The organism is Afifella marina DSM 2698 (assembly GCF_900102695.1).
Taxonomy (GTDB): Bacteria; Pseudomonadota; Alphaproteobacteria; order Rhizobiales; family Afifellaceae; genus Afifella; species Afifella marina.
The window spans coordinates 74520-91454 of the sequence record NZ_FMVW01000002.1 but is presented as its reverse complement, the minus strand read 5'-3'; the positions used below and the strand labels follow the sequence as shown (position 1 = coordinate 91454).

The following is a 16935-nucleotide window of genomic DNA, read 5'->3' as shown; positions in this document are numbered from 1 at the left end:
ATGTACAAATTCTCTTACGCGGAAATCCTCGACGATTCCGGCGGGGAATCGCGCGCTCGCGAGCAGATGGCGCTCGATCACGCGCTGGAGCTTCTGCACGTCGCCGAGATCCGCGGCTCGGGCAGCCCCGAAGCCGCCGAGGCTCTTGGTTATGTCAACAAGCTCTGGAACTTCATGATCCGCGACCTCGCCAGCCCGCAAAATGGGCTCGGCCAGGAGCTTCGCCGGGATCTCATTTCCGTGGGACTGTGGGTCATCCGCGAGGCGGAAAACGTCCTCGTTGATCCTTCGCGCAATTTCGCCGCGCTCATCGAGGTCAACCAGACGATCCGGGACGGTCTCAAATGACCATGCGGATCTCGCTCAGGCCTGGGCAGAGATTGTTCTTGAATGGAGCTGTGATCCGCGTCGACCACAAGGTCACGTTCACGCTCCTCAATGACGCGACCTTCCTGCTCGACAATCACATCCTTCAGGCGCACGAGACGACGACGCCACTGCGGCAGCTTTATTTCGTGATCCAGACGATGCTGATCGATCCTGACGGAGCCACAGCAGCCCGTCGGCTCTTCGTCGATATGCATATGCGCTTGAAGACGACCTTCAAGAACGATGCGATCTTGAAGGATCTCGAAGGGGTTGCAGGGCTCGTCGACAATGGTCGCAGCTTCGAGGCGCTACGCAAGCTACGCAACCTCTTCGAAGCGGAAAGCCGCATCCTGGAGAGCTCCGAGCAGGCAGCCTTCGCCGCCTAAGGCGGCCCGCACGCGCGTGAGCAGTCCCGCTTTTCCCAGCGGGGCCCGGCGAACATCTGGAGATCTAATAATGACTTCCACCTCTGGCGTGGGCGCAGGCACAACTGCGGCCGCAAACAGCAATACGAACAACCCCGGCTCTACCGTCGATTACGACACCTTCCTGAAGCTCCTGGTCACGCAGTTGAAGAACCAGGACCCGACCTCGCCCATGGAAACCACTCAGTACATGGCGCAGCTCGCAAGCTTTTCGCAGGTCGAGCAGACGATCCAGACCAACAACAAGCTCGACGAGATATTGACCTCTTCGGCCATCGGCCAGGCCAACGAACTCATCGGGCACACCGTCACCTCGCCTGACGGCAGCACCACGGGCACCGTTTCCTCCGTGCGCATCACCTCCAATGGCCTCGTCGCCAACCTCGATGACGGCACGGAGATGTTGATCGGCGCCGGCGTGACCGTGGCCTGAGATGAACGAAGTCGACGCCTTTGAGGTCGTCCGCCAGGCAATCTGGACGATCATCATCGCCGCCGGACCGGCGGTCGGCGCGGCCATGCTCGTTGGTATCGGCATCGCGCTCTTCCAGGCGCTCACACAAATCCAGGAAGTCACCCTGACCTTCATTCCGAAGATCATTGTCATCCTGCTCATGACCGCGATCAGCGCGCCCTTCATCGGCGCTCAGATCTTCGCCTTCACCAATGAAGTTTACGGGCGCATTGCCACCGGCTTTTAGCGCGCGTTCTCACGACGGACCATATCCGGGGAAGAATTGATCATGTCGGAGATGCTGCTCACTGCGGGCGATGGGCTCGAAAAGAAGTCGAAGCGGGATATCGGCTTCGCCACCTTGATCATCGGCATGCTGGTCATTCTGTTCCTGCCGATCCCCACCTTTCTGATCGATTTCGGCCTCGCCTTGTCGATCGCCTTCTCGGTGTTGATCCTGATGGTGGCTCTGTGGATCCAGAAGCCTCTCGAATTCTCCTCTTTCCCGACGGTGCTTTTGATCGCGACCGTGCTGCGCCTCGCGCTCGGCGTGGCGACGACGCGCCTCATCCTTGCCCACGGCAATGAAGGTGTGACGGCCGCAGGCAACATCATCAACGGCTTTTCCATGTTCGTCATGGGCGGCGATTTTGTCATCGGCATCGTCGTCTTCCTCATTCTCGTCACGGTGAACTTCCTCGTCATCACCAAGGGCGCGACGCGTATCGCCGAAGTCGGTGCGCGATTTACGCTCGATGCCATCCCTGGCAAGCAGATGGCGATCGACGCCGATCTCAACGCCGGCCTCATCGACGACAAGGAAGCCCAGCTGCGCCGCCGCGAACTGGAGGAGGAAAGCTCCTTCTTCGGCTCTATGGATGGCGCATCGAAGTTCGTTCGCGGCGAGGCGATCGCCAGCCTCATCACCATTGCCGTCAACATCTTCGGCGGCATCATCATTGCCACGACCCGCTACGGCATGCCGCTCGACGAGGCGGCTGACGTCTTCACGCGCCTGTCGGTCGGCGACGGTCTGGTGGCTCAGATCCCGGCTCTCGTCGTCTCCCTCGCCGCCGGCCTCCTCGTTTCCAAGGGAGGCACGCGCGGCTCGGCAGAAAAAGCCGTGTTTGGCCAGCTCGGCGCCTATCCGAAAGCGCTCGGCGTCGCCGCTGCGCTCATGTTCATCTTCGCCTTGATGCCCGGCCTGCCGCTCCTGCCCTTTGGCGCGCTCGGGGGGTTCCTCGCCTTCGTCGCCTACACCATTCCCCGTCAGCAGGAGGCGAAGCGCCAGGAAGCTGAGACGAAGGAAAAAAAGAAGAAGGAAGCTGCCGAGGTGGAAGCGCGCAATTCCGTCAAGGAATCGCTGCGCACTTGCGAGATCGAGTTGTGCATCGGCAAGCAGCTCGCAACGCAAATCCTCTCCAACATGCCCGAGATCGCTCATCGCGTCAGCCGCATGCGGCGCAAGTTCGCGCAGCAATACGGTTTCGTGGTGCCTGAGATCAAACTCACGGAAAGCCTCAACGTCCCGTCGAAGAGCTACGAGATCCGCATCCACGGAACGGTCTTCGCGACCTGCGAAATGCGCATCGGCGAATTGCTGGTCGTCACCGGCGACAATGCGAGACCGGACGTGCCCGGCGACACAGTACGCGAGCCCGCCTTCGGCATGCAGGCGATGTGGATCTCCGACGCCTTCGCCACGGAGGTTCGCCGCGAGGGCTACACGCCGATCGACAATCTCTCCGTGGTGCTCACCCATGTGAGCGAGGTCATCCGCAACAATCTGGCGCAGCTCCTGTCCTACAAGGACGTGCGCATGCTGCTCGACCGGCTGGAGCCGGAGTACAAGCGCCTGGTCGACGACATCTGCCCGAGCCACATCACCTATTCTGGGCTTCAGGCAGTCTTGAAGCTCCTGCTCACGGAACGCGTCTCGATCCGCAATCTGCATCTCATTCTGGAAGCGCTGGCGGAGATCGTCCCGCATGCCCGCCGCTCCGAGCAGATTGCCGAACATGTGCGTATGCGCATGGCGCAGCAGATCTGCGGTGACCTTGCCCAGGGCGGTGTGCTCAACGTTCTGAGGCTCGGCAATCGCTGGGACCTGGCTTTCCATCAGAGCCTGAAGCGCGATGCCAAAGGCGAGGTCATCGAGTTCGACATTGATCCGCGCCTGGTGGAGGAATTCGCCAGCGAGGCATCCGAAGTCTTGCGTGCGCGCCTCGCCGAAAACGAGAGCATCGTGCTGGTGACCGCACCGGAAGCCCGGATCTACGTGCGCATGATCATCGAACGCATGTTTCCTTCGCTTGCGGTTCTCTCACATCTGGAGATCGCCCGTGGCATCGAGATCAAGTCGCTCGGATCGATCTCGTGACCGAGCTCGCCTCGGAGACGATCCTCGCCGTCTTCCTCGTCTTCTGCCGAATTGGCGGCTGCCTGATGCTGATGCCGGGCTTTTCGAGTTCGCGCATACCCGTGCAGTTTCGCCTGTTCATCGCAGTGGCGATCACGCTGACATTGTCACCGATGCTGATCGGCTACACCCGCCCGTTGGTGGGCGACGGTACGCCTGCGGCGATGCTGCAAGCGATCGTCTCGGAGCTTCTGATCGGCGTCTTGATCGGGCTCGTCGGCCGCGTCTTCTTCCTGGGGCTGCAGACGATCGCCGTGGCCGTCAGCCAGTCGATCGGCCTCTCGGCGATGCCGGGCATCGCGGTGGAGGAAGATACCCAGCTACCGACCGTCGCATCGCTGTTCTCGCTGACGGCCATCACCATCATGTTCATCACCGACCAGCACTGGTTGTTGCTGTCGGGGCTGATCGATTCGTACCAGACGTTGCCGGCGGCGCAGGGCTTCGACGCGCAAGGCGCACTCATCAATCTGACCGATCAGCTTTCGGCAGTTTTCTTCCTCGTTTTGCGCATCGGCAGTCCGTTTCTTGTCTACTCGATCGTCATCAATCTCGCGATCGGCATCACCAACAAGCTGAGCCCGCAGATCCCGGTCTATTTCATTTCCATGCCGTTCGTGACGGCGGGCGGCCTCATCCTCCTGATGATGGTCGCGCACGAATTTCTGGCGAATTTCATCGATGCCTTCGGCATCTGGTTGGTGGGAGGCTAATCCAGTGAAAGACCGCAGCAAGAAGATCGAGCGCATTCTGCAAGTGCAAAAGAAAATGCACGAAGTCGCAGAATGGGAACTTGCCGATATCTCACGGCAGGGCAGCGCGCTCGATCAGGAACGTCGGGCGCTGATCGAAGCGTTGAACGACGACGACACATTCCACGGGCTGTTCGTGGACGCCAAGGTGAAACGTCTGTCACGCCTCAGCAGCGAGGCCGATCAGCTCGCCCGTCGCCAGGCCGAGCAGACCGCTCAGGTGCTCGCTCAGGCGCGCCGCCTGAAGACCACCGAAAGGCTCTCCGGCAAGCTTGAGCGCGAGAGCCGCAAGGCGGAAGAACGCCGGAGTTTTCAGCTGCTTTTAGAAGCTTTCGCACGTCCGACGGATGCAAGCCCCGCGTAAGGGAAACCCGCAATAAGCCTGCGAAGACTTAATCTGTCGCAGGTGACTTATGTCGATCAGCCCGCCGTCCGACATCGTTCTGGACGTTGCTCGCGCCGCAAGCCCGACCCGTTATCAAGAGGCCGCGGCACGGCTGACGCGCCTTTCTCCATCATCCGGCACGACACCGGCCGCCTACACCGCGGCCAACGATGCCTTTGAAGACGTTTTCGACCAGGTCACGAAGCCTGGTGCGACGGGGCCGGAGGAAACGACGAAGACGGCCGAACGGCCGATTTCCCCGGTCATCCAGATGCCCTTCGATTCCGCGCAGGCTTTGTCGCGATTGAAGACGAGCACCTCCCTTGCCCATTCCAGCCTGTCGTCGCCCAAGGCGGGCGACGATCCCATGACCGGCTTTGAGGCGATGTTCCTGTCGACCTTCGTGCAGACGATGCTCCCGGCGAGCACGGACGCGATGTTCGGTGGCGGCCAGGCCGGTGAGATGTGGCGCTCGATGCTCGCCCAGCAGATCGCCACGAAGATGGCCGCAGCCGGCGGCATCGGCATCGCTGATGCCGTGCGCACCGCCGAGGCCACCCCCGCACTACCCGAAAACGCGAATGGTCTGATCTAGAGAGGAGCCAGCCATGAATGCGATGTCACGTTCGGCCAATCCGGCCGCAAGCCGCGCCTTGACGACCTGCATCGGACGTCTTGAGGAGCTTGTTGACCAGGAAAGCGAGGCGCTGAGCCACAATCAGCCGATCGATCTTCAGGAATTCAATCACCGCAAGAGTCGTGCGCTTCTGGAGCTGTCTCGCATGGCTCGCGCGGTTCCAGCCGAGAACATCAGCACCGACGCCCGCATCGGCATCATCCGCCTGCGCGAGAAGCTTCAGCGCAATCAGGACCTGCTCAAGACCCATATCAGCGCCGTACAGACGGTCGCGGGACTGATCGCCAAGGCGATGTCGGATGCTGAGTCCGACGGCACGTATTCGGTGCCGCTTGGAGCGCGGGTCTGATGGTCAAGACCCTCGGCATCGGCATATGGGCGTGCCTCGTCGCACTGCTTGCAAGCTTCTTTGCCGCGCAATGGAAGGCGGATGTGAAGCCCGCTCCTGATGAGGGCCCGGCCCTCGTCGGGCTGGAGCATCGCAAACTCGAACCGATGACCGTGCCCGTCATTCAGGACGGCGTTTTGCAGGGCTACATCCTCGCCCGCCTCGTCTTCACCGCCGATGCCGGCGCGATGAGCAAGCTCTCCATGGATCCCGCGCCCTTCGTCACCGACGAAGCATTTCGTGAATTCTACAACAACGGCAAAGTCGAGTTTGGCCGCCTGGCAAAATACAATCTCGATCGCCTGATCAGCAACATCAAAGAAAACACCAACAAGAGATTGGGCCCTGGATTTATTCAGGACATCCTTGTGGAAGAAATCAACTACGTCGACCGACGAAGCATGGGTCAATCCTAAGGCCTCATGGGTTTCATGCCTGGAGGCTGCAGAGGGAATAAGATGAAGATCAGCGGGAAGATCTATGCGATCGTGGGGGTGCTCGGCCTCGCCACCATCCTCGTGGCCGCCATGGCGACTTACGCGCTGAAACAGAGCGCGGAGCGGACCGTCGACCTGGAACGGCTCGCGGAAGCTGCAATCAACGGCCAGAGGATGAACCGGCTGATCACCGCGGTCGTGATGGATTCGCGCGGGATCTACTCCGCCGACGACGACGCAGCGGTGGCGACCTTCGGTCAGGCAATCACTCAAAGTCTCACCGATCTCGACGTCCTGCTCGCCGAAACGCGCCCGCTTCTCCTCGACCCGCAGAGTCTCGAACAACTCGATAAGCTCAACGAGGAATTCCAGGTTTTCAAGGACTTCCGCGAGAGCCTTGTGCAGCTCGCCACCCGCATCTCACCGATGACGGCGAAAACCGTCGGAAACAACGAGGTGAATACTGCCAACAGGCTCGCCCTGCAGGCGGACATCGACGGCTTTATCGATGCGCGACGCACGCAAGTGGAAGAAATCAAACAGGAGATCGCCACCGCTGATCGCCGGATGATGACCACGATCATCGCCGTCGCGGCCGCTGGCCTCCTGATCGGCGCAGCCATCGCGATCTTCATCGGCACGCGCAAGATTAGCCGACCTCTCATCCGTGTGACTGACGTTCTAAAGCGTATGGCGGCGGGTGAACTCGACGTCGAGATCGAAACCCGGCGCTCCAAGGACGAGATCGGCGAGATCTGGGCAACGACAGAACGTTTTCTCGCCGAGCTACGCGAAACCGAACGTCTTCGCGGCGAACAGGCCGAGCTTGCCGCAAAGGCGGAAGAAGACAAGCGCAAGGCCATGCACGCTCTGGCGGACGAGTTCGAGCTCGAGGTCTCAGGCGTCGTGCGATCCGTCGTCTCCGCCGTCACCCGGCTCAAGCAATCCGCGTCGACCATGAGTTCGTCGGCGGAGAAGACAAACCACCAGGCGACCGTCGTCGCGTCGGCAGCCGAGGAGGCAACGCACAATGTCCAGACGGTTGCCTCGGCGGCCGAGGAACTGGCAGCCTCCATCCGCGAGATCGGTCAGCAAGTCGAGTTATCGGCGAAAATTGCCGGGCAAGCGAACGGTCAGGCGGTCAACACCACAGAGATCGTTCGTGGTCTCGCGTCCAGTGCCGAGCGCATCGGGCAAGTCGTCAACCTCATCACCGACATCGCCGCGCAGACGAACTTGCTGGCCCTGAACGCCACCATCGAAGCAGCACGGGCTGGCGAGGCAGGCAAGGGATTTGCGGTCGTCGCTATGGAAGTGAAGACGCTCGCCGAGCAGACCTCCAGAGCAACCGGCGAGATCTCTCAGCAGATCACGGCCGTACAGGATGCGACCAACGAGGTCGTCGACGCGATCGGGTCGATCAGCACCACGATCCAGCAGATCGACGAGATCGCATCAACGATCGCATCCTCGGTGGAAGAACAAGGTTCGGCGACAGGCGAAATCGCCCAGAACGTTCAGCAGGCTGCTCAGGGCACCCAGGAAGTCTCCTCAAACATCATCGCCGTCACGGCAGCCTCCGACGACACCGGACGCGTCTCAAGCGAGATCGTACACGCCGCAAACGACCTCGATAGCCGCGCGGCAGGACTGCGCCAGCAAGTCGATATCTTCATCGAACGGGTGCGAGCCGCCTGATCGAGAGCCGCCCTCGAAGGGCCCCTCCCACCAAAGGACGTCGGCCTCAGGGCCCGAAACGGAATGAGACCCATGAGAATTACCGGCAAGATCAACACCATCGTGGCCATACTCGGCGTCGTGACGATAGGTGTCGGCGCCATCGCCATTTATGCAATCAACGAGATGCACCGCACGGCAGAGGAGTTCGACAGAACGTCCTCCCGCGCACTTTTGATGCAGCAGATCGGCACGCAGGTCATCCAGGCGAGCAAGTCATCAAGCGGCGTCTACCTCGCCGATGGCCCCGCCGACGCCGCCAAATACGGCAAAGAAGTCATGGCCGCGCTCGATGAAATCGACACAGACTTTGGCCGCCTCGAGAGCCTTACGCCAGCTGAAGACATGCCTGTGGTCGAGGAGCTCGGCAAGAACCTTGCGAATTACCGGGCGGAACGCACGGAATTGGTGCGCCGCGGTGTCGAAATCAGTCCGGACGCGGCGCGTGCCTACGGCACCAGCGATGAAGTCCGCGGCGGACGTAAGGGCCTACAAGCGAGCTTGGCGGCGGGAGTTGAGAACGTTGCTGGGCGCCTCGACCCGCTTCGCGCTTACATGCTGTCGCTCAACAAGAGCATGCTCATCCTGATCTGCTCCGTCATCGCAGCCGGCCTGTTCCTCGGCATCGGGATCGCCATGTGGATCGGCACCCGCCAGATCAGCCGTCCCCTCGTCCGCCTCACCGGCACGCTGAAGCGTATGGGCGGAGGCGACCTCAACGTCTCTATCGAGCAGAAGCGCTCCGGTGACGAGATCGGCGAAATCTGGGAAGCAACAGAGCATTTCGTCGTCGCGCTCAAGGAGACCGAGACGCTGCGCGAACAGCAGCAGCAGGCCGAAGAGCGTGCCGAGGCGGACAAGCGCCGGATGATGAATGCGCTCGCCGACGATTTCGAACATGAAGTCTCGAGCGTCGTGCGCTCGGTTGTCTCCGCCGCAATGCAGCTGAAGCAGTCGGCTTCGACGATGGGCGCCTCTGCCGATGAGACGAACCATCAGTCGACGGTGGTCGCAGCCGCGGCCGAACAGGCGACCGTGAATGTGCAGACGGTTGCCTCGGCTGCTGAAGAACTGGCCGCCTCCGTCCGCGAGATCGGCCAGCAGGTGGCGATGTCCGCCACGATCGCAGGTCAGGCCAACGGCCAGGCCACCAACACCGGTGAAGTGGTGCGCGGCCTCGCCTCCAGCGCCCAGCGCATCGGCCAGGTGGTCAACTTGATCACCGACATCGCAGCCCAGACGAACCTCTTGGCTTTGAACGCGACTATCGAGGCAGCCCGCGCCGGCGAGGCCGGCAAGGGCTTTGCGGTCGTCGCCATGGAAGTGAAGACGCTCGCAGAACAGACCTCAAAGGCCACGGGTGAGATCTCGCAGCAGATCACGGCTGTGCAGGATGCCACCAACGAGGTCGTCAAGGCGATCGAATCGATCACCGGTACGATCAAGCAGATCGACGAGATCTCCTCCACGATCGCCTCCTCGGTCGAGGAGCAGGGCTCTGCCACCGGCGAGATCGCCCAAAACGTTCAGCAAGCCGCCGAAGGGACCCAGGAAGTGTCGACGAGCATCGTCTCGGTGTCACGGGCGGCCAACGAGACCGGACGGGTCTCAAGCGAAATCGTGCAGGCTGCCGGTGACCTCGACAGCCAGGCCGAGAACTTACGCAGCCAGGTCGATGCCTTCATCGGCCGCGTACGGGCTGCCTAATAACAGAGCATTGCAATGCTCGCCTTTTGACTTGCGTCGGCCCGCAGGGCCGGCGCGACCCTTGCAGGAGTTCGGAAAATGAAAATAAGTCATAAAATATATATGATGCTGGGCGTCCTAGGCGTCGCAAGCATCTTTGTCGGGGGAATGGGTCTTTATGCTTTGAAGCGTAGCGAGAATTTGGCCGACCGCTACGCGCGCAACGCGGAAATGACGATCCGCATGGAACGGGTCAACGGTCTTATCTCCAAAGTCGTGATGGATTCACGCGGCATCTATGTGAGTAAGACTCCGGAAAAGACGAAGGCATTCGCCGCGGGCCTCATGCAGAGCCTCGACGAACTCGACGCCGCGGCCGCCGAAGCGCGGAGTTACGTCAGGACGCCCGAGCGAGCCAGAGCCTTCGACGACGTTATCGCAGGAATTGCCGACTTCCGTGCCTACCGCACAGAAACCGTCCGCCTCGGCCTCGAAGTCTCGCCGGATGCAGCCAATATACAAGGCAACAATGAAGAAAACCGGGCGAACCGCAAGGCTCTGCAAACCGACGTCGATGCGGTAAGGGCCGATCTTCAGCACGAGCTCAAACCGATCCTTGCCGAGATGGCCACCCTCGGCGAGCGCATGACGCTTCTGATCGTGGCGACGATGCTGATCGGTCTCGCAGCAGGCGCTGCAATCGCCGTGTGGATCGGCACGCGTCAGATCAGCCGCCCGCTCACCCGCGTCAGCGGTACGCTGAAGCGCATGGCGGCCGGGGATCTCGACGTGACAATCGAGCAGAACCGTTCCTCCGACGAGATCGGAGAACTCTGGGGCACGACAGAACATTTTCTCCAGGAGTTGCGCGAGAACGAAAGGATGCGCGCCGAACAGCAGCAGGCGGAAGCGCACGCAGAAGAGAAGAAGCGCCAGATGATGAACGCGCTCGCCGACGATTTCGAACGGGAAGTCTCAGGCGTCGTCCGCTCGGTCGTGTCGGCCGCCGCACAGCTTAAGCAGTCCGCTTCCACCATGGGGGCCTCGGCCCAGGAAACGAACCAGCAGTCGACCGTGGTCGCGGCCGCCGCCGAACAGGCGACGACCAACGTCCAGACGGTTGCATCGGCAGCCGAGGAGCTTGCCGCCTCCGTCCGCGAGATCGGTCAGCAGGTGTCGATGGCCGCGAGCGTCGCCGACCAGGCGAACGGTCAGGCGTCCAACACCAGCGAAGTGGTTCGCGGTCTTGCCGCCAGCGCGCAGCGCATCGGCCAGGTCGTCAATCTGATCACCGACATCGCCTCGCAGACCAATCTGTTGGCCCTGAACGCGACGATCGAGGCAGCCCGCGCCGGCGAGGCCGGCAAGGGCTTTGCGGTCGTCGCCATGGAAGTGAAGACGCTCGCAGAACAGACCTCAAAGGCCACGGGCGAGATCTCGCAGCAGATCACGGCCGTCCAGGACGCCACCAGCGAAGTCGTCAAGGCGATCGAATCGATCACCGGCACGATCAAGCAGATCGACGAGATCTCCTCGACGATCGCCTCCTCGGTCGAGGAACAGGGCTCGGCTACTGGCGAGATCGCCCAGAACGTTCAGCAGGCCGCACAGGGCACCCAGGAGGTGTCCACAAGCATCGTTTCGGTGTCGCGAGCAGCCAACGAAACCGGGCGCGTTTCCGGAGAGATCGTGCAAGCTGCAGGCGATCTCGACAGTCAGGCGGAAAACCTGCGCGCTCAGGTCGACGCTTTCATCAGTCGGGTTCGCGCCGCTTAGCACGGCCTACGGCGCCGGCTCAGCCGGACCGCGCGCTTCTAAATGCGCCTTCGACAGGCCCTCCGACAGGGGGGCCTGTTCGCGTTTGTGGCTCAAAACACACAGCATCCGAACCCATCCAGATCACCGCGCAAATACACCCAGAACGAGATATTTAGGCAAGCTACACGCAAGTCTTGAGTGGTTTTGTCCTGTCTGCGAGGCGAGACGAAGTCCGCGAATCGTCTGAAATTTCAGAGTCTTCAGCACACTTCACTTGCACGCAAATCACCGCTGCAATGCCACGGGGCATCGGATCAAAGGGCGTATCCCACAGGCGCGAGAAATGCCGCCTGTTTCGCCGCCCGGTCGGTCCATCAGTCCGTCGGCTACGAGCAGACAACGGACAGGTCCGTCCAGATGCGTCACGGACGATCACGTACCCGACACTGCAACAGCAGCAGATAACCACCCCCGGCAGGCGAGCCATCAACTGCCAGCTACGAGCAAGCTTTGAAAGCTAGATGCAGGGCAGGCTCGGAACGGAGAATGTGATGAAGCTGAATTTGAAGTCCACGCTGACAGCGATCTTCGGCGTTTTGATCGTCATAATGATCGCACTCGGATGGACGTCCGTGAGCAAACTCGCCCAAATTCAGGCGAACGTCGAGAACGAGGCCCTTAACTGGGTTCCGAGCATCGACACGATCAACAAGATCAACACCGCCACCTCTGACCTGCGCATCGCACAGATTGCCAATCTCCTGGCCACCGACCCGCAGGAGCAGCAGACTCTGAAAGCTGCAATCGCGGAAAATATCGGAGAAATCGCCACGCTGCGCGCGAAGTACGAGCCGCTGATTTCCTCCGATGAAGAGCGCAAGCTCTATAAGGATTTCTCCGCCAAGTTCACCGAGTATCTCAGCCTCGAGCCGCAGGTCGCCCGCCTCATCACAGCCGGACAGACCGCGGAAGCCAATGATCTGCTCCGCGGTCAGATGAGGCGGATCTTCGATTCCTTCTCCAACGACCTGATGAGCGCCGTCCAGATCAACAATGATGGCGCGGCAAGCGATTACGCGGAGTCGGTGTCGGCCTACAATTCCGCACGCCTTCAGATGTTCATTGCCATTGCCTTCGGCGTCATCATCGCCGGCGCCGCAATGGTCTACGTCTCCACCGGCGTGATCCGCCCGATCGGCCGCATCACCGGCGTCATGACCGACTTGAGCGCCGGCAAGCTCGACACCGAGATCCCGTATGCCGACAAGCAGAACGAGATTGGCGAAATGTCGAAGGCGATCGCGATCTTCCGCGACGGTCTCGCCGAGGCCGAGCGTCTGCGCGGCGAACAGGAAGAGCTCGCCGCTCGCGCCGAAGAAGACAAGCGCAAGGCCATGCACGCGCTCGCCGACGATTTCGACCGGGAAGTCTCGAGCATCGTGCGCACGGTGGTCTCCGCCGTCACGCAACTGAAGCAGTCGGCCTCGACGATGAGTTCTTCCGCTGAGGAAACCAATCGTCAGTCGACCGTGGTTGCAGCAGCCGCCGAACAGGCGACCACTAACGTCCAGACGGTCGCATCGGCCGCTGAAGAACTTGCTGCCTCGGTTCGTGAGATCGGTCAGCAGGTCTCGATGGCCGCCAATGTCGCCGGCCACGCGAATGGTCAGGCGTCCAACACCGGCGAAGTGATTCGCGGTCTTGCCGCCAGCGCCCAGCGCATCGGCCAGGTCGTCAACCTCATCACCGACATCGCCTCGCAGACCAATCTGTTGGCCCTGAACGCCACCATCGAGGCGGCTCGTGCCGGAGAGGCCGGCAAGGGCTTTGCGGTCGTCGCCATGGAAGTGAAGACGCTCGCAGAACAGACCTCTAAGGCGACCGGCGAGATCTCGCAGCAGATCACAGCTGTGCAGGAAGCCACCAACGAGGTCGTCAAAGCGATCGAATCGATCACCGGCACGATCAAGCAGATCGACGAAATCTCCTCGACGATCGCCTCCTCGGTCGAAGAGCAGGGCTCGGCTACTGGCGAGATCGCCCAAAACGTTCAGCAGGCTGCTCAGGGGACGCAGGAGGTTTCCACCAACATCGTCGCCGTCACGAGTGCGGCCAACGACACCGGACGCGTCTCTAGCGAGATCGTCCACGCCGCCAACGACCTCGACACCCAGGCTTCAAGCCTCCGTCAGCAGGTCGACATCTTCATCGAAAGGGTGCGGGCCGCTTAGGCCCCACCCCCCCCGAAGCCAATCGGAGCCCCGCAATGGATGAACTGCTTCGCGAGTTCCTGACTGAGACGAACGAGAGCCTGGACGTCGCCGACGTCGAGCTCGTGAAGTTCGAGCAGGAACCGAACAACGCCGCCATTCTCAACAACATCTTCCGTCTCGTGCACACCATTAAGGGCACCTGCGGTTTCATCGGCCTGCCTCGCCTGGCGAAGCTTGCCCATGCCGCTGAGACGTTGATGGACAAGTTCCGCGAAGGCGTGCCCGTCACGCCGGCAGCGGTGAGCCTGGTCCTCAAGACCATCGACAGGATCAAGGACATCCTGGCGAAGCTCGAAGAGAATGGCGGGCAGGAGCCTGAAGGAAGCGACGCAGACCTCATCGAACTTCTGGAAAAGATGGCGGCGGGGGAAACCGTTTCAGAGGAGGTCGTCGAAGAGGCCGAGGTGACCGTCGGCACCATCGTCGACCAGGTGCTGGAACGTCCGCTGATGCCGGGCGAAATCCCGCTCGACGAACTGGAGCGGATCTTCCGCGAGACGGAAGTGGAAAACCCGGCTGCCAAGGGCAAAACGAAGGCAAAAAAAGCCCCGGCCAAAGCGAAAGAAAAGGCTTCTTCAAGCGAGGAGAAGCCTTCTCCCGCGGCCGCGCCGGCAAAGAAGGAAGAGCCCGAGACGAAGGCACCGGTCGCTAAGGCGCCTGAAACACCGGCCAAAAAGCCGGTTGAAGACCAGCCTGCTGCCAACAACAGCTCGAGCGTTTCCTCCCAGTCAATCCGCGTCAATCTCGATGCACTCGAGCATTTGATGACGATGGTCTCCGAGCTGGTTCTGACCCGCAATCAGCTCATGGAGATCGCGCGCCGTCAGGAAGATTCCGACTTCAAGGTCTCGCTGCAGCGTCTGTCGACGGTGACGGCCGAGCTTCAGGAAGGCGTCATGCGCACGCGCATGCAGCCCATCGGCCATGCCTGGCAGAAGCTGCCCCGCATCGTGCGCGATCTTGCACAGGATCTCGGCAAGCAGATCGAGCTGGAGATGGTCGGCGCCGATACCGAACTCGATCGCCAGGTCCTCGATCTGATCAAGGACCCGCTCACCCATATGGTGCGCAATTCCGCTGATCACGGCCTGGAAACGACGGAAGAGCGCCGCCTCGCGGGCAAGCCCGAGAAGGGGCTGGTGCGGCTTTCCGCCTTCCACGAGGGCGGTCACATCATCATCGAGATCAGCGATGACGGTCGCGGCCTCAACACCGACCGCATCCGCGAGAAAGCGCTGGAAAACCGTCTGGCGACGGAAGCCGAACTCGCCAAGATGTCGGATGCCCAGATCCATCGTTTCATCTTCCACGCCGGCTTCTCGACCGCGGAAAAGGTGACGAGCGTCTCCGGCCGTGGTGTCGGCATGGACGTCGTGCGCTCCAACATCGAGATCATCGGTGGCAATGTCGACGTGCGCTCCACGCAGGGCAAAGGCTCGACCTTCGTCATCAAGATCCCGCTCACTCTGGCGATCGTGCCGGCTCTGATCGTGGAAGTTGCCGGCGAGCGTTTTGCTGTGCCGCAGCTGGCCGTGGTCGAGCTCGTTCGCATCCAGCCGGATTCCGAGCACAAGATCGAACGTCTCAAGGACGCACCCGTCCTGCGTCTGCGCGACAAGCTCCTGCCGATCGTTCATCTCGGTGCGCTTCTCGGCAGCGTCAAAGACGAGCTCGCAGACCAGGAGAGCGGTTTCATTGCCGTCATGCAGGTCGGCAATCAGATCTTCGGCGTCATCGTCGACGCGGTCTTCCACACCGAGGAAATCGTGGTGAAGCCGATGTCCTCCATGCTGCGCCACATCGGCATGTTCTCCGGCTCGACGATCTTGGGCGACGGACGCGTGATCATGATCGTCGATCCGAACGGTGTCGCCCAGCAGGCTGCGAGCAGCATCGAGCAGACAATCGCCACGGCCACCGCCGATGCGCAGGAACAAGAGGAATCGAACGACGCCGTTTCCATGCTCGTCTTCCGGGCAGGTGGTCGCGAGCCGAAAGCGGTGCCACTGTCGCTCGTCACACGCCTCGAGGAATTCGAGACCGAAAAGGTCGAATGGGCCGGGGGTCAGCCGATCCTCAACTACCGCGGTGCGCTCATCCCGCTCGTCTACGTCAACCACGAAGTGGAACAGCGCACGACGGGAACCCAGCCGATGCTCGTCTTCTCCGACGACGGCAACACGATGGGCCTCGTCGTCGACGAAATCGTCGACATCGTCCAGGAGCCGCTCAATATCGAGCTTCCCTCCGAGACGCCGGGGCTTCTCGGCAGCGCCGTGCTCGGTGGCAAGGCGACGGATATCGTCGACATCTCGCATTTCCTCGAGATCGCCTTCCGCGACGCCCCCGAACAGGCTGAACGCAAGGGCAAGAAGCTCCTCTTCGTCGGGGGGAACGTCTTCTACCGCAACATGGTGGAGCCGATCCTGCGCAGCGCCGGCTATCGGGTGTCGCTGGCCTCGAGCGCGGAAGATGCCCTCGCTCAGATTACCGAAGGGCATCGCTTCGACCTCGTGGTCACCGACCTCGACACCCCGGCGATGGACCCGGCCGCCTTCGCGGCTGCCATACGCGGCCAGGCGGAAATGCAGCATGTCCCCCTGATGGCACTCGGCAGCGCCAAGTCTCGGGTGCGCCCGGGTGAGGAGAACCTCATCGGCTTCGATCGCATCACTACAAAGATCGATCGCAGCGAACTCATCGCGGCGATCAAGCAATGCGCCCCGATCTATGGAGAAGCAGCATGAGCCAGCATAACGTCCACGACGTGCGGACGTCGGCCGCCAATCAGTATGTCACCGTCCGCATCGGTGGCCAGCGCTTCGGCCTCCCGATCGCAGCGGTCCACGAGGTGTTCGTCCCCGAACAGGTGACGCGCGTTCCCCTCGCCCCGAAGGAAGTGGAAGGCGTCCTCAATCTGCGTGGACGCATCGTCACCACCATCGATCTTCGCCAGTTGCTCGGCTTCCCGCCGAGCGATGCGAAGGAAAAGATGGCCGTCGGCATCGAGTACAAGAGCGAATCCTTCGGCCTCATCATCGATGAGGTCGGCGAGGTCATGCACTTGGAAGAGGCTCTCGAGCCCTGCCCTCCAAACCTCGACCCGCGCTGGGCCGAGATCGTCAAGGGTGTCTATCACGTCTCGGGCGAGCTCATGCTGATCCTCGACGTCGAAGCAGCCCTTGCCCGCGTAACTGTCGCTCTTGCTGCCTGAC

The 16935-nt window shown here is 61.5% G+C and carries 16 protein-coding genes; all 16 read left to right on the top strand.

Features of this window, described 5'->3' with window-relative positions:
* The 16 genes from flaF to BLP76_RS05105 all read left to right on the top strand — a co-directional run bounded on the left by flaF (nucleotide 1) and on the right by BLP76_RS05105 (nucleotide 16934).
* Nucleotides 1–348, top strand: a complete 348-nt coding sequence (gene flaF, locus BLP76_RS05180; protein ID WP_092810319.1) for a flagellar biosynthesis regulator FlaF — start codon at nucleotides 1–3, stop codon at nucleotides 346–348.
* A complete protein-coding gene (gene flbT / locus BLP76_RS05175; protein ID WP_274605716.1) occupies nucleotides 345–755 on the top strand; it encodes a flagellar biosynthesis repressor FlbT in 411 nt (136 codons plus the stop codon). The genes flaF and flbT overlap by 4 nt, the downstream gene beginning before the upstream one ends.
* A gap of 70 nt (nucleotides 756–825) precedes the next feature.
* Nucleotides 826–1227, top strand: a complete 402-nt coding sequence (gene flgD, locus BLP76_RS05170; RefSeq protein WP_092810315.1) for a flagellar hook assembly protein FlgD — start codon at nucleotides 826–828, stop codon at nucleotides 1225–1227.
* A gap of 1 nt (nucleotide 1228) precedes the next feature.
* Nucleotides 1229–1495 (top strand): flagellar biosynthesis protein FliQ, encoded by a 267-nt coding sequence (fliQ, locus tag BLP76_RS05165; RefSeq protein ID WP_092810313.1) that lies wholly within the window; start codon nucleotides 1229–1231, stop codon nucleotides 1493–1495.
* Between the two features lie 42 nt (nucleotides 1496–1537).
* A complete protein-coding gene (gene flhA, locus BLP76_RS05160; RefSeq protein ID WP_092810311.1) occupies nucleotides 1538–3628 on the top strand; it encodes a flagellar biosynthesis protein FlhA in 2091 nt (696 codons plus the stop codon).
* Nucleotides 3625–4380, top strand: a complete 756-nt coding sequence (fliR, locus tag BLP76_RS05155) for a flagellar biosynthesis protein FliR (RefSeq protein ID WP_092810309.1) — start codon at nucleotides 3625–3627, stop codon at nucleotides 4378–4380. The genes flhA and fliR overlap by 4 nt, the downstream gene beginning before the upstream one ends.
* 4 nt (nucleotides 4381–4384) lie before the next feature.
* The gene (locus tag BLP76_RS05150; RefSeq protein ID WP_092810307.1) at nucleotides 4385–4783 is read left to right on the top strand and encodes a hypothetical protein; all 399 of its coding nucleotides are present in this window, start codon (nucleotides 4385–4387) and stop codon (nucleotides 4781–4783) included.
* 49 nt (nucleotides 4784–4832) lie between these two features.
* Entirely contained in the window at nucleotides 4833–5399 is a 567-nt protein-coding gene (locus BLP76_RS05145; RefSeq protein ID WP_092810305.1) for a rod-binding protein, read from the top strand.
* Nucleotides 5400–5412: 13 nt separating this feature from the next.
* A complete protein-coding gene (locus BLP76_RS05140; protein WP_092810303.1) occupies nucleotides 5413–5790 on the top strand; it encodes a hypothetical protein in 378 nt (125 codons plus the stop codon).
* Complete coding sequence (locus BLP76_RS05135) at nucleotides 5790–6245, top strand: hypothetical protein (protein ID WP_092810301.1); 456 nt, start codon at nucleotides 5790–5792, stop codon at nucleotides 6243–6245. Before BLP76_RS05140 ends, BLP76_RS05135 begins: the two co-directional genes overlap by 1 nt.
* A gap of 42 nt (nucleotides 6246–6287) precedes the next feature.
* The gene (locus BLP76_RS05130) at nucleotides 6288–7964 is read left to right on the top strand and encodes a methyl-accepting chemotaxis protein (RefSeq protein ID WP_092810299.1); all 1677 of its coding nucleotides are present in this window, start codon (nucleotides 6288–6290) and stop codon (nucleotides 7962–7964) included.
* A gap of 72 nt (nucleotides 7965–8036) precedes the next feature.
* The gene (locus tag BLP76_RS05125; protein WP_092810297.1) at nucleotides 8037–9710 is read left to right on the top strand and encodes a methyl-accepting chemotaxis protein; all 1674 of its coding nucleotides are present in this window, start codon (nucleotides 8037–8039) and stop codon (nucleotides 9708–9710) included.
* A 78-nt stretch (nucleotides 9711–9788) separates the two neighbouring features.
* Nucleotides 9789–11465 carry a methyl-accepting chemotaxis protein gene (locus BLP76_RS05120; protein WP_092810295.1) on the top strand — a complete coding sequence of 559 codons (1677 nt, stop codon included), beginning with the start codon at nucleotides 9789–9791 and terminating at the stop codon, nucleotides 11463–11465.
* Between the two features lie 533 nt (nucleotides 11466–11998).
* Nucleotides 11999–13678, top strand: a complete 1680-nt coding sequence (locus BLP76_RS05115) for a methyl-accepting chemotaxis protein (RefSeq protein WP_244514455.1) — start codon at nucleotides 11999–12001, stop codon at nucleotides 13676–13678.
* A gap of 35 nt (nucleotides 13679–13713) precedes the next feature.
* Nucleotides 13714–16467 (top strand): hybrid sensor histidine kinase/response regulator, encoded by a 2754-nt coding sequence (locus tag BLP76_RS05110; RefSeq protein WP_092810293.1) that lies wholly within the window; start codon nucleotides 13714–13716, stop codon nucleotides 16465–16467.
* A complete protein-coding gene (locus BLP76_RS05105) occupies nucleotides 16464–16934 on the top strand; it encodes a chemotaxis protein CheW (protein WP_092810291.1) in 471 nt (156 codons plus the stop codon). Before BLP76_RS05110 ends, BLP76_RS05105 begins: the two co-directional genes overlap by 4 nt.
* Nucleotide 16935 lies beyond the last annotated feature (1 nt).

Excerpts from the sequence above, each read along its gene's own strand:
- fliQ (WP_092810313.1), top strand. The coding sequence starts at position 1,229 with ATGAACGAAGTCGACGCCTTTGAGGTCGTCCGCCAGGCAATCTGGACG.
- BLP76_RS05105 (WP_092810291.1), top strand. The coding sequence starts at position 16,464 with ATGAGCCAGCATAACGTCCACGACGTGCGGACGTCGGCCGCCAATCAG.
- BLP76_RS05125 (WP_092810297.1), top strand. The coding sequence starts at position 8,037 with ATGAGAATTACCGGCAAGATCAACACCATCGTGGCCATACTCGGCGTC.
- flhA (WP_092810311.1), top strand. The coding sequence starts at position 1,538 with ATGTCGGAGATGCTGCTCACTGCGGGCGATGGGCTCGAAAAGAAGTCG.
- flgD (WP_092810315.1), top strand. The coding sequence starts at position 826 with ATGACTTCCACCTCTGGCGTGGGCGCAGGCACAACTGCGGCCGCAAAC.
- flbT (WP_274605716.1), top strand. The coding sequence starts at position 345 with ATGACCATGCGGATCTCGCTCAGGCCTGGGCAGAGATTGTTCTTGAAT.
- BLP76_RS05140 (WP_092810303.1), top strand. The coding sequence starts at position 5,413 with ATGAATGCGATGTCACGTTCGGCCAATCCGGCCGCAAGCCGCGCCTTG.
- BLP76_RS05110 (WP_092810293.1), top strand. The coding sequence starts at position 13,714 with ATGGATGAACTGCTTCGCGAGTTCCTGACTGAGACGAACGAGAGCCTG.
- BLP76_RS05145 (WP_092810305.1), top strand. The coding sequence starts at position 4,833 with ATGTCGATCAGCCCGCCGTCCGACATCGTTCTGGACGTTGCTCGCGCC.
- BLP76_RS05130 (WP_092810299.1), top strand. The coding sequence starts at position 6,288 with ATGAAGATCAGCGGGAAGATCTATGCGATCGTGGGGGTGCTCGGCCTC.
- BLP76_RS05115 (WP_244514455.1), top strand. The coding sequence starts at position 11,999 with ATGAAGCTGAATTTGAAGTCCACGCTGACAGCGATCTTCGGCGTTTTG.
- BLP76_RS05120 (WP_092810295.1), top strand. The coding sequence starts at position 9,789 with ATGAAAATAAGTCATAAAATATATATGATGCTGGGCGTCCTAGGCGTC.
- flaF (WP_092810319.1), top strand. The coding sequence starts at position 1 with ATGTACAAATTCTCTTACGCGGAAATCCTCGACGATTCCGGCGGGGAA.
- BLP76_RS05135 (WP_092810301.1), top strand. The coding sequence starts at position 5,790 with ATGGTCAAGACCCTCGGCATCGGCATATGGGCGTGCCTCGTCGCACTG.